The sequence below is a fragment of the Nocardia sp. NPDC047654 genome, assembly GCF_043205035.1.
In the GTDB taxonomy this organism is placed as follows: domain Bacteria; phylum Actinomycetota; class Actinomycetes; order Mycobacteriales; family Mycobacteriaceae; genus Nocardia.
Genome location: NZ_JBIDDF010000001.1, coordinates 950,184 through 962,534 on the forward strand (window position 1 = coordinate 950,184; position 12,351 = coordinate 962,534).

Below are 12,351 nucleotides of genomic sequence, written 5' to 3' on the forward strand. Positions count from 1 at the left end.
ATCTGGCCCCGGCTCGCCGGGTGTGGATGGCGGAACACTCTCCGGGCCTGGGACGATCCGGTGGCGCCGCTCGATCGCCCTGCGGCTCTGGGCGGCCGGGATCTCGGACTGATTCTCGCGGTCCGCCGTAGCGCGCGACCGCGTCCCCTGCGGCGGTCAGTGGCCCCGCTCACAGCGTGATATGCCTGGTGAAAGCGGGGCTGACGGCGCTGATACGCTGCTTGCCGTAAGACATCCTTTAACGGACCGTCCGGTGAGGCGGGGAAGGAGGTCGGCATGGCCGTGCCCGAAGAGCGGGTCGCCAAGTCCGGCGCTGCCGAGACATCGCAGCGACATACCCCGGAGTGGGTGGCGGCGGGGCGAGAGCTGTTGTCGGCTTCGGATGTCGGGCGGACCGTCGCGCGCATCGCGCATCAGATCATCGAGAAGACCGCGCTGGACGCGGGTGAGCCGGACGCGCCGCGGCTGGTGCTGATCGGCATCCCCACCCGGGGAACCACCCTGGCGGCGCGGCTCGCCGAGAAGATCGAGGAATTCTCCGGCGTCCGCCCGGCTCTTGGCTCGCTCGACATCACCCTCTACCGCGACGATCTGCGCAGCCGTCCGCACCGGCCGCTGGAACGCACCTCCGTTCCGGAAGGCGGCATCGAGGACGCGCTGGTGGTTCTGGTCGACGACGTCCTGTTCTCCGGTCGCACCGTCCGCTCCGCGCTCGACGGCCTGCGCGACCTGGGCCGCCCGCGCGCGGTGCAGCTGGCGGTGCTGATCGACCGCGGTCACCGGGAACTGCCGATCCGCGCCGATTACGTGGGCAAGAACGTACCGACCAGCCGGTCCGAGGACATCTCGGTCCTGCTGTCCGAACACGACGGCCGCGACGGCGTCTACCTGCACCAAGAGGAGGCGTGATGGAACTGCCACACGCCGGCTCGCGGCAGGAGGCATCCGCGTGAGGCATCTGCTGTCGGTCGCCGCGCTGGATCGCACCGCCGCGACCGAACTGCTCGACGAGGCCGAGCGGTTCGAACAGGCCCTGCTCGGACGCGAGGTGCACAAACTGCCCACGCTGCGTGGGCGCACCGTGATGACGGTCTTCTTCGAGAACTCCACCCGGACCCGGGTCTCGTTCGAGGTGGCGGGCAAGTGGATGAGCGCGGACGTGATCAACGTCAGCGCGAGCAGTTCCTCGGTCGCCAAGGGTGAATCGCTGCGCGACACCGCGCTGACCTTGCACGCCGCGGGCGCCGACGCGTTGATCGTGCGACACCCGGCGTCCGGCGCCGCGCACCAGATCGCCCGCTGGATGGACGACTGGGCCGTCTCGGCAGGACGCGCCTCCGGCCCGGCGGTCGTCAACGCGGGTGACGGAACACACGAGCACCCGACCCAGGCCCTGCTGGACGCGTTGACGCTGCGACAGCGGCTGGGCGACATCGAGGGCAAGCGGGTCGTCATCGTCGGCGACATCCTGCACAGCCGGGTCGCGCGGTCCAACGTCTTCCTGCTGGCCACGCTCGGCGCGGAGGTCGTGCTGGTCGCCCCGCGCACGCTGCTTCCGGTCGGCGTCGAGACCTGGCCCGCCCGCGTCTCGCACCATTTGGACGCCGAGCTGATCGGCGCCGACGCGGTGCTGATGCTGCGCGTGCAGGCCGAGCGGATGAACGGCGGGTTCTTCCCGTCGGCGCGCGAGTACTCGATCACCTACGGGTTGTCCGAACGCAGACTTGCCCTGCTGGAGGACCACGCCGTCGTGCTGCACCCCGGACCGATGCTGCGCGGCATGGAGATCGCGTCCTCGGTCGCGGACTCGCCGAAAGCCGCGGTGCTGCAACAGGTCACCAACGGCGTGCACCTGCGGATGGCGGTCTTGTTCCGCCTGCTCGTCGGGACACAGGAGGTAGTGGCATGAGCGGTCAGGCCCGGAGGAGGCAGCGCAGCGTGACCACGCAGGGCCCCGCTCATGCCGGAATCGGGTACCGCATGAGCGGTCAGGCCCGGAGGAGGCAGCGCAGCGTGACCACGCAGGGCCCCGCTCATGCCGGAATCGGGTACCGCATGAGCGGTCAGGACCGGAGGAGGCAGCGCAGCGTGACCACGCAGGGCCCCGCTCGTGCCGGAGAGGACGCAGCATGAGCGGAAACAACGACACCGCCGTCTTGATCAAGGGTGCGCTGCTGTACGGCGAAGGCGAACCGGTCGACGTGCTCGTCGCCGATGGGGAGATCCGCCGGATCGGCACCGATCTGGACGCGATCGACGCCGAGATCATCGACGCGCGGGGGCAGGTTCTGCTGCCCGGCTTCGTCGACCTGCACACCCATCTGCGCGAGCCGGGGCGCGAGGACACGGAGACCATCGAGTCCGGATCCGCCGCCGCCGCGCTCGGCGGCTACACCGCGGTGTTCGCGATGGCCAATACCGCTCCGGTCGCCGACTCGGTGGTCGTGACCGACCACGTATGGCGGCGCGGCCGGGAGGTGGGCCTGGTCGACGTGTATCCGGTCGGCGCGGTCACCGTCGGTCTGGAGGGCAAGCAGCTCGCCGAGATGGGGACGATGGCCGGGGGCGTCGGCGCGGTGCGCATGTTCTCCGACGACGGCCACTGTGTCCACGACCCGCTGATCATGCGCCGGGCCCTGGAGTACGCGAATTCGCTCGGGGTGCTGATCGCCCAGCACGCGGAGGAGCCGAGGCTGACGCAGGGCGCCATCGCGCACGAGGGACCGACCGCGGCCCGGCTCGGGCTGGCGGGCTGGCCGCGTGCGGCGGAGGAGTCCATCGTCGCGCGCGACGCCCTGCTGGCACGGGACGCCGACGCCAGGGTGCACATCTGCCACGCCTCCACCGCGGGCACCGTGGAACTGGTGCGGTGGGCGAAGTCCCAGGGCATCTCCATCACCGCCGAGGTCACCCCGCACCACTTGCTGCTGGACGACTCCCGGCTGGAGACCTACGACGCGGTCAACAAGGTCAACCCGCCGCTGCGCGAGGCGTCCGACGCCGCGGCACTGCGGCAGGCGCTGGCCGAGGGCATCATCGACTGCGTCGCCACCGACCACGCTCCGCACGCCGAGCAGGACAAGTGCTGCGAGTTCGCCGCTGCCCGGCCCGGCATGCTGGGACTGGAGACGGCGCTGTCGATCATCGTGCAGACCATGGTCGAGCCGGGGCTGCTGGACTGGCGCGGCGTCGCCCGCGTGATGAGCGAGCGCCCGGCCGCGATCGTGGGTCTGGACGAGCACGGCAGGCCGCTCGAGGTCGGTGAGCCGGCGAACTTGACGCTGGTCGACCCGAGGGCGAGCTGGACGGTGCGCGGGAAGGAACTGGCCAGCATCTCGAACAACACGCCGTTCGAGGCGATGACCTTCCCGGCGCGGGTGACGGCGACGCTGCTGCGCGGCCGGCTCACCGCCCGCGACGGCAAGGCGCTGGGCGCAGCCCTTCGAGGAGGTTCGTAGTGGAGAGAACACTCTGGGTTGCCGGGCTGCTGGTCCTGTTCGCGGTCTGCCTCTGGCTGATGTACCGGGGGTGGCGTAACCGCGCGGCACGTCAGGCGGAGCGCATCGGCGCGCTGCCCGCCGTGCCCGCCGAACTCGGCGCGCAGGTGCTGGAGCCGACCACCGGCCTGTACCTGGGCAGCACGATCGCGCCCAGCTGGCAGGACCGGATCACGGTGGGTGACCTCGGTTTCCGGGCCACCGCGGAACTCACGCGGTTCGAACGGGGGATTCTGCTCGAGCGCGACGGCGCGACGGTGATCTGGATTCCGCAGGAATCCATCACTGCGGTGCGCACCGAACGCGGCCATGCGGGCAAAGTGATGACGGAAGATGGTGTGCTGGTCATTCGCTGGAAGCTGCCGACCGGAACCGAGATCGATACGGGTTTCCGCGGCGACGACAAGTCGGTCTACCCGGCTTGGCGCCGGCTTCCTGCGGCGGATCAGAGCGGGACGATGACGGGAGATGACGAGGGATGACAGGAGAAGCGGCATTCGTGCTGGAGGACGGCCGGGTGTTTCGTGGCCGGGCCTACGGCGCCGTGGGCCAGACGCTCGGTGAGGCGGTGTTCTGCACCGCGATGACCGGGTACCAGGAGACCCTCACCGACCCGTCCTACCACCGGCAGATCGTGGTGGCCACCGCGCCGCAGATCGGCAACACCGGCTGGAACGACGAGGACGACGAGTCCACCAAGATCTGGGTCGCCGGGTACGCGGTGCGCGACCCCGCGCGGCGCGCGTCCAACTGGCGCGCCACCACGACGCTGCCGGACGAACTGGAGCGGCAGCGGATCGTCGGCATCGCGGGCATCGACACCCGCGCGCTGGTACGGCACCTGCGCACCCGCGGTTCGATGAAGGCGGGCATCTTCTCCGGTGACGCGCTCGCCGCCCCCGACGAGCTGGTGGCCCGGGTGACCGGGCAGCCGTCCATGCTGGGCGCCGACCTCGCGGGTGAGGTGACCACCGACGCGCTCTACACGATCGAGCCCGAGGGCGAGCACCGGCGCACGGTCGTGGCGGTCGACCTCGGGATCAAGACCAATACCCCGCGCATGTTCGCGCAGCGCGGCATGCGGGTGCACGTGGTGTCCTCGTCCACCACGCTGGATCAGATCCTCGAACTGAAGCCCGACGGGGTCTTCCTGTCCAACGGTCCGGGCGACCCGGCCACCGCCGACGCCGCGGTCGAGCTGACCCGCGGCGTACTGGGCGCGGGCCTGCCGCTGTTCGGCATCTGCTTCGGCAACCAGATCCTCGGCCGCGCGCTCGGCCGGGGCACCTACAAGATGAAGTTCGGTCACCGCGGCATCAACATCCCGGTGGTGGAGCACGAGACCGGCCGGATCTCGATCACGGCGCAGAACCACGGGTTCGCGCTGGAGGGCGAGCGGGGCGAGCGGTTCGACACCCCCTTCGGCACGGCCGAGGTGAGTCACGTCTGCGCCAACGACGGAACGGTCGAAGGCGTCCGGCTGGTCGACGGCCGCGCCTTCTCCGTGCAGTACCACCCGGAGGCCGCCGCCGGACCCCACGACGCCGCATATCTGTTCGACCGTTTCGCCGGTCTCATGGAAGGAGCCTGATGCCTCGCCGCGAGGATCTCGAGCACATCCTGGTGATCGGTTCTGGCCCGATCGTCATCGGCCAGGCGTGCGAATTCGACTACTCCGGCACGCAAGCGTGCCGGGTGCTGCGGGCCGAGGGCCTGCGGGTGTCGCTGGTCAACTCGAACCCGGCGACGATCATGACCGACCCGGAGTTCGCCGACGCCACCTACGTGGAGCCGATCACGCCGGAGTTCGTGGAAAAGGTCATCGAGAAGGAGCGCCCCGACGCCATCCTGGCCACCCTGGGCGGCCAGACCGCGCTGAACACCGCGGTCGCACTGCACGAGCGCGGGGTGCTGGAGAAGTACGGCGTGGAGCTGATCGGCGCCGACTTCGACGCCATCCAGCGCGGTGAGGACCGGCAGAAGTTCAAGGACATCGTGGCGAAGGTGGGCGGCGAGAGCGCCCGCTCGCGGGTCTGCTTCACCATGGACGAGGTCCGCGAGACGGTGGCCGAACTCGGCTTCCCGGTCGTGGTGCGCCCGTCGTTCACCATGGGCGGTCTCGGGTCGGGCATGGCCTACAACGACGAGGACCTCGATCGCATCGCGGGCGGCGGCTTGGCCGCCTCGCCCACCGCGAACGTCCTCATCGAGGAGTCCATCCTCGGCTGGAAGGAATACGAACTCGAGCTGATGCGCGACGGCCGCGACAACGTCGTGATCGTCTGCTCGATCGAGAACGTCGACCCGATGGGCGTGCACACCGGCGACTCGATGACCGTCGCCCCCGCGATGACGCTCACCGACCGCGAGTACCAGAAGCTGCGCGATCTCGGTATCGCGATCCTGCGTGAGGTCGGCGTCGACACCGGCGGCTGCAACATCCAGTTCGCGGTGAACCCGAGCGACGGCCGCCTGATCGTCATCGAGATGAACCCGCGCGTCTCGCGCTCGTCCGCGCTGGCGTCGAAGGCGACGGGCTTCCCGATCGCGAAGATCGCCGCCAAACTGGCCATCGGGTACACGCTCGACGAGATCGTCAACGACATCACCAAGGAGACGCCGGCCTGTTTCGAGCCGACCCTCGACTACGTGGTCGTCAAGGCGCCGCGGTTCGCGTTCGAGAAGTTCCCCGGCGCCGACGGCACGCTGACCACCACGATGAAGTCCGTCGGCGAGGCGATGTCGCTGGGCCGCAACTTCGCCGAGGCGCTGGGCAAGGTGCTGCGTTCGCTGGAGACCAAGGCCGCGGGCTTCTGGACCCAGGACGACGGCGCGTGGACCGACGTCGAAGCGATCCTGGAGGATCTGCGCACGCCCACCGAGGGGCGCATCTACCAGGTCGAGCGGGCGCTGCGCCTGGGCGCGAGCATCGAGGACGTCGCCGCCGCCTCGGGCATCGACCCGTGGTTCGTCGCGGAAGTGGCGGGCTTGGTCGAGCTGCGCCGGGAGATCCTCGACGCGCCCGTGCTGGACGAGCCGCTGCTGCGCCGGGCCAAGCACTACGGCCTGTCCGATCGTCAGCTGGCCGCGCTGCGGCCCGAGCTGGCGGGGGAGACCGGCGTGCGCGCCCTGCGGCACCGGCTCGGTGTCCGCCCGGTCTTCAAGACCGTCGACACCTGCGCCGCCGAGTTCGAGGCCAAGACGCCCTACCACTACTCGGCCTACGAACTCGATCCCGCCGCCGAATCCGAGGTGGCGCCGCAGCCCGAGCGCGAGAAGGTGATCATCCTCGGTTCCGGACCGAACCGGATCGGCCAGGGCATCGAGTTCGACTACTCGTGCGTGCACGCGGCGCAGACGCTGTCGCAGGCCGGATACGAGACGGTGATGGTCAACTGCAACCCCGAGACCGTCTCCACCGACTACGACACCGCCGATCGTCTCTACTTCGAGCCGCTGACCTTCGAGGACGTGCTCGAGATCTACCACGCCGAGTGTGAGTCGGGCACCGTCGCGGGCGTCATCGTGCAGCTGGGCGGCCAGACGCCGCTCGGACTGGCGCAGCGCCTCACCGAGGCGGGCGTGCCGGTGGTCGGCACCAGCGCGGCCGCCATCGACCTGGCCGAGGACCGCGGCGAGTTCGGCGACGTGCTGGTCGCGGCCGGGCTGCCCGCGCCGAAGTACGGCACCGCCACCACGTTCGCGCAGGCCAGCAAGATCGCCGCGGAGATCGGATACCCGGTGCTGGTGCGTCCGTCCTACGTGCTCGGCGGCCGCGGCATGGAGATCGTGTACGACGAGAAGTCCCTGGAGGGCTACATCTCCCGCGCGACCGCGCTCAGCCCGGAGCACCCGGTGCTGGTCGACCGCTTCCTGGAGGACGCGATCGAGATCGACGTCGACGCGCTGTGCGACGGCGAGGAGGTCTACCTCGGCGGTGTGATGGAGCACATCGAGGAGGCGGGCATCCACTCCGGCGACTCGGCCTGCGCGCTGCCCCCGATCACGCTGGGCCGCAGCGACATCGAGGCGGTGCGCCGCTCCACGATCGCGCTGGCCAAGGGCATCGGCGTCCGCGGCCTGCTCAACGTGCAGTACGCGCTCAAGGACGACGTGCTCTACGTCCTGGAGGCCAATCCGCGGGCGAGCCGGACCGTCCCGTTCGTGTCCAAGGCGACCGCGGTGCCGCTGGCCAAGGCCGCCGCACGGATCATGCTCGGCGCCACCATCGCCGAACTCCGCAAGGAGGGCATGCTGCCGAGCGAGGGCGACGGTGGGCACGTCGCGCTGGACGCTCCGGTCGCGGTCAAGGAGGCCGTGCTGCCGTTCCACCGCTTCCGGCGCGCCGACGGCAGCGGCGTGGATTCGCTGCTGTCGCCGGAGATGAAATCCACCGGCGAGGTGATGGGCATCGACGCCGATTTCGGCACCGCCTTCGCCAAGAGCCAGACCGCCGCTTACGGGTCGCTGCCCACCGAGGGCACGGTGTTCGTCTCGATCGCCAACCGGGACAAGCGCGCGATGGTCTTCCCGGTGAAGCGCCTGCACGATCTCGGTTTCCGCATCCTCGCCACCGAGGGCACGGCGGAGATGCTGCGCCGCAACGGGATTCCGTGCGAGCAGGTGCGCAAGCACTCCGAGGTGGGTCCGGACGACCAGCCTACGATCGTGGAGCAGATCCGCGACGGTGAGGTCGACATGGTGTTCAACACGCCTTACGGCAACTCCGGGCCCCGCGTGGACGGCTACGAGATCCGCAGCGCGGCGGTCGGGGTGAACATCCCGTGCATCACCACCGTGCAGGGTGCGGCAGCCGCGGTGCAGGGCATCGAGGCCAGCATCAACGGCGGCATCGGTGTGCGGTCCCTGCAGGAACTGCACTCGGTGCTGCGTGGGTGAGCCGCGACCGGACGGAGTGGGCGAGATGAAGACCTTCGGCGAGCGCTTGCGGCAGGCGATGCGGGAGTTCGGGCCCGTCTGCGTCGGGATCGACCCGCACCCGCAACTGCTGCGGTCCTGGGACCTCCCCGAGGACGTCGAGGGCCTCGAGCGCTTCGCCGAGATCTGCGTCGAGGCCTTCGACGGTCTGGTCGCGCTGGTCAAGCCGCAGGTCGCGTTCTTCGAGGCCTACGGCTCCGGCGGTATCGCCGTGCTGGAGCGTGCCATCGAGGTGTTGCGCGCCTCGGGCACGTTGGTGCTCGCCGACGCCAAGCGCGGCGACATCGGGTCCACCATGGACGCCTATGCCCGGACCTGGCTGGCCGACGGTCCGCTCGCGTCCGACGCGGTGACGGTCTCGCCGTTCCTCGGATTCGGTTCGCTGGCGCCCGCGCTGACCCTCGCCGAGGCCAACCACCGCGGCGTCTTCGTGCTCGCGGCGACGTCGAATCCCGAGGGAGCGCAGGTACAGCGGGCGGTCGGGGCGGACGGCCGCGCGGTCGCGCAGACGATGGTCGACGAAGCCGCGGCCCGCAACGCGGGCAGCGAGTTCGGTTCGGTGGGCGTGGTGGTCGGCGCCACGCTGCGCGAGGCGCCGGACCTGTCCGCGCTCAACGGTCCGATCCTGATGCCCGGGGTGGGCGCTCAGGGCGGCGGCCCGGACACGATCCGCGAGCTGGTCCCCGAGCCGATGCTCGGGGCCGTCCTCCCGAACGTCTCGCGTGAGCTGCTGCGAGCGGGCCCCGACGTCCCGGCACTGCGTGCCAGGGTGCACGAGCTCCAGGACGCGTTCGCGTTTCTGCAGAAATGACCACGAAGGCCGGCGCACCCGCGCCGGCCTTCGGCGTTTCCGGGGCCCGTGCGCGTGCAGCTGCACTCACACACGCGCCCTTACCGGTGCCTGTGCGCTCTCCTGCGCCGATTTCGGCGCTCATCGGTGCTCGGCTGGGCACCTGCCTGCTGGACCGGCGTACAGGGCCGCGAACCGGCACCGGATGCCGCGCCGAGCGGGCCGAATATCTCTGATGTGACGCCCGACACGCGGGAAGAACTCGCGACACGCGGAAAATTTCGAGAAAGTTCCTGGTAGGGCGCGTGAGGGGTTGCTGGAACGATGCGCCGCGCTACCGCAACCCTCCCGCAAACCACTCGGTTTGCCGAAAACGCCCTGCTGGCGGCGTGTTTCGCGAATCCCGCAGCGCGCTCCGCGCGGTGGCGCGGGCGGGTCGGGCGACGCACCCCCCTGGTGGCGTCGGTATCCGGAATCATGCGCTGACCTGGGGGGTGGGTTCGCAATCGGCGGACGTCGTGGGTACGGTCGCTGAGACTGCTGGGTTACCGGCAGGAGTTGATGCAATGAACGATGAGACGGAGGAACCGTGGCCCTTCCCCAGCTGACTGACGAGCAGCGCGCCGCTGCTTTGGAGAAGGCGGCTGCCGCTCGCCGCGCTCGGGCGGAGCTCAAGGAGCGCTTGAAGCGTGGCGGCACCAACCTGAAGCAGGTCCTCACCGATGCCGAGACCGATGAGATCCTCGGCAAGATGAAGGTGTCGGCGCTGCTGGAGGCCCTGCCGAAGGTGGGCAAGGTCAAGGCGGCGGAAATCATGAGCGAGCTGGAGATCGCCCCCACCCGGCGGCTGCGCGGACTCGGCGACCGGCAGCGTAAGGCGCTGCTCGCCCGGTTCGACTTCGACGCCTGACGACGAGGGTGATCGAACACACGCGGAAGGGTCGACTGGTAGTACTGGTCGGCCCCTCGGCCGTGGGCAAGTCCACCGTGGTCCGCTGTGTCCGCGAACGACTGCCCGACCTGGTCTTCAGCGTGTCGGCAACGACCCGGGCCCCGCGGCCCGGGGAGGTCGACGGCCTCGACTACCGCTTCGTCTCCCGTGCGGAGTTCGACGCGATGATCGAGGCGGATGAGCTGCTCGAGTGGGCTGACATCCACGGCGGGTTGCAGCGGTCGGGCACCCCCGCCGGGCCGGTGCGCGCCGCTCTGGCCGAAGGCCTTCCGGTCCTGGTCGAAGTGGATCTCGAGGGCGCGCGGTCGGTGCGCCGGGCCATCCCGGAAGCGATCCTGGTCTTCCTGGCCCCGCCGAGCTGGGACGAGCTGGTGGCGCGGCTGACCTCGCGCGGCACCGAGTCGCCCGAGGTGATCGAGCGCCGCCTGGAAACGGCCAGGATCGAGCTGGCCGCCTGTGACGAGTTCGACATCGTTATCGTGAACGACGAGGTGACCAGCGCCTGTGAGCAGTTGGTATCGTTGTTCGTTAGCACAAATTCGAGTTCGTGACCTCCCAAACACCAGGAGTCCCCCTAGTGAGCAGTACGGACACCAAGACCGCGCCCGCCTACGACACCCCGATCGGCCTGACCAACCCGCCGATCGACGAGTTGCTGGAGCGCACGTCGTCCAAGTACGCCCTGGTCATCTACGCGGCCAAGCGGGCCCGGCAGATCAACGACTACTACAACCAGCTCGGCGACGGCATCCTCGAGTACGTCGGCCCGCTGGTCGAGCCGGGTCTGCAGGAGAAGCCGCTGTCGGTCGCGCTGCGCGAGATCCACTCCGACCTGCTCGAGCACTCCGAAGGCGAGTGAGGCGAACCGCGTTCGCCCGTGACCACGACTAGGCCGGAGGCGTAGTGACCACAAGGATCGTCGTCGGCGTAGCCGGAGGGATCGCCGCCTACAAGGCGTGCTCTCTGGTCCGGCGGTTCACCGAGACCGGACACGACGTCCGGGTGATCCCCACCCACTCGGCGCTGGAGTTCGTTGGCAAGGCGACCTTCGAAGCACTGTCCGGGAACCCGGTGCACACCGGTGTGTTCTCCGACGTGCCCGAGGTCCCGCATGTTCGGCTGGGCCAGGAGGCGGACCTGGTGGTCATCGCCCCGGCGACCGCCGACCTCATGGCCCGCGCCGCCTCCGGCCGCGCCGACGACCTGCTCACCGCCACGTTGCTGACGGCTCGATGTCCGATCTTGTTCGCGCCCGCGATGCACACCGAGATGTGGGAGCATCCGGCGACCGTCGCCAACGTCGCGACGCTGCGCGCCCACGGTGCGATCGTCATGGAGCCCGCTGCGGGGCGGCTCACCGGCGCCGACACCGGTCCCGGACGGCTGCCCGAGCCCGAGGAGATCTTCGGCCTCGCGTCGCTGCTCATGGAGCGCGCCGACGCGATCCCGCGGGATCTGGAGGGCCGCCGGGTCGTCATCACGGCGGGCGGCACCAGGGAACCGCTTGATCCGGTGCGTTTCCTCGGCAATCGCAGCTCCGGCAAGCAGGGTTACGCGCTCGCGAGGGTCGCGGCCCAGCGCGGCGCCCACGTCACCCTGATCGCGGGCAACACGATCGAGATGGCGGCACCGGCCGCCGTCGACCTGGTGCACATCACCACCGCCGAACAGCTGAAAACCGCCGTCGACAAGCACGCCGCCGGCGCCGACGCGGTGATCATGGCCGCGGCGGTCGCCGATTTCCGGCCGACCAACGTCGCCGCCGCCAAGATCAAGAAGGGCGCGGGCGAGCCCGACGTCATTCCGCTGACCAAGACCGACGACATCCTCGCCGGACTGGTGCAGGCGCGCCGCGACGGGCAGTTGCCCGGTACCGCGATCGTCGGCTTCGCCGCCGAGACCGGTGACGAGCACGGCGACGTCCTCACCCACGCGCGGGCCAAGCTCGCCCGCAAGGGCTGCGACCTGCTCGTGGTCAACGCGGTCGGTGAGGGCAAAGCGTTCGAGGTGGACACCAACGACGGCTGGCTGCTCGGCGCGGACGGCACCGAGCAGGCGCTCGACCACGGTTCGAAGGCATTGCTGGCCAGCCGTGTGCTCGACGCGCTGAGTGGGTTGCTGCGCTGAGCCGGGTGGCCGGGCCTGCCGGGATTGCCGTCCGATCCGTCGTTCGT

Annotated in this window: 11 protein-coding genes; all 11 read left to right on the forward strand. The window is 70.0% G+C overall.

Translation table 11 applies throughout. The features are described from left to right. The first annotated feature begins 276 nt into the window (after positions 1 to 276). The 11 genes from pyrR to coaBC all read left to right on the forward strand — a co-directional run bounded on the left by pyrR (position 277) and on the right by coaBC (position 12,304). A complete protein-coding gene (gene pyrR / locus ACGF7Y_RS04545) occupies positions 277 to 909 on the forward strand; it encodes a bifunctional pyr operon transcriptional regulator/uracil phosphoribosyltransferase PyrR (protein WP_393229101.1) in 633 nt (210 codons plus the stop codon). 40 nt (positions 910 to 949) lie between these two features. Continuing rightward, positions 950 to 1,909, forward strand: coding sequence for an aspartate carbamoyltransferase catalytic subunit (locus tag ACGF7Y_RS04550; RefSeq protein WP_393229104.1), 960 nt, complete (start codon positions 950 to 952; stop codon positions 1,907 to 1,909). Between the two features lie 220 nt (positions 1,910 to 2,129). After that, positions 2,130 to 3,458 carry a dihydroorotase gene (locus ACGF7Y_RS04555; protein WP_393229107.1) on the forward strand — a complete coding sequence of 443 codons (1,329 nt, stop codon included), beginning with the start codon at positions 2,130 to 2,132 and terminating at the stop codon, positions 3,456 to 3,458. Further along, positions 3,458 to 3,979, forward strand: a complete 522-nt coding sequence (locus ACGF7Y_RS04560) for a hypothetical protein (RefSeq protein WP_063052308.1) — start codon at positions 3,458 to 3,460, stop codon at positions 3,977 to 3,979. The genes ACGF7Y_RS04555 and ACGF7Y_RS04560 overlap by 1 nt, the downstream gene beginning before the upstream one ends. Further along, positions 3,976 to 5,088: a glutamine-hydrolyzing carbamoyl-phosphate synthase small subunit gene (gene carA / locus ACGF7Y_RS04565; RefSeq protein WP_393229110.1), complete on the forward strand. Its 1,113-nt coding sequence runs from the start codon at positions 3,976 to 3,978 to the stop codon at positions 5,086 to 5,088. The genes ACGF7Y_RS04560 and carA overlap by 4 nt, the downstream gene beginning before the upstream one ends. Next, positions 5,088 to 8,396, forward strand: coding sequence for a carbamoyl-phosphate synthase large subunit (gene carB, locus ACGF7Y_RS04570; protein WP_393229113.1), 3,309 nt, complete (start codon positions 5,088 to 5,090; stop codon positions 8,394 to 8,396). Before carA ends, carB begins: the two co-directional genes overlap by 1 nt. Before the next feature lie 25 nt (positions 8,397 to 8,421). Further along, the gene (pyrF, locus tag ACGF7Y_RS04575) at positions 8,422 to 9,246 is read left to right on the forward strand and encodes an orotidine-5'-phosphate decarboxylase (protein WP_393229116.1); all 825 of its coding nucleotides are present in this window, start codon (positions 8,422 to 8,424) and stop codon (positions 9,244 to 9,246) included. A 568-nt stretch (positions 9,247 to 9,814) separates the two neighbouring features. Continuing rightward, positions 9,815 to 10,135 (forward strand): integration host factor, actinobacterial type, encoded by a 321-nt coding sequence (mihF, locus tag ACGF7Y_RS04580; RefSeq protein ID WP_028476708.1) that lies wholly within the window; start codon positions 9,815 to 9,817, stop codon positions 10,133 to 10,135. A gap of 8 nt (positions 10,136 to 10,143) precedes the next feature. Further along, positions 10,144 to 10,728 carry a guanylate kinase gene (gene gmk, locus ACGF7Y_RS04585; protein WP_062973597.1) on the forward strand — a complete coding sequence of 195 codons (585 nt, stop codon included), beginning with the start codon at positions 10,144 to 10,146 and terminating at the stop codon, positions 10,726 to 10,728. 26 nt (positions 10,729 to 10,754) lie between these two features. Further along, positions 10,755 to 11,036, forward strand: coding sequence for a DNA-directed RNA polymerase subunit omega (gene rpoZ, locus ACGF7Y_RS04590; protein WP_280250368.1), 282 nt, complete (start codon positions 10,755 to 10,757; stop codon positions 11,034 to 11,036). A gap of 44 nt (positions 11,037 to 11,080) precedes the next feature. Further along, positions 11,081 to 12,304: a bifunctional phosphopantothenoylcysteine decarboxylase/phosphopantothenate--cysteine ligase CoaBC gene (coaBC, locus tag ACGF7Y_RS04595; protein WP_062973598.1), complete on the forward strand. Its 1,224-nt coding sequence runs from the start codon at positions 11,081 to 11,083 to the stop codon at positions 12,302 to 12,304. The last annotated feature ends 47 nt before the right edge of the window (positions 12,305 to 12,351 follow it).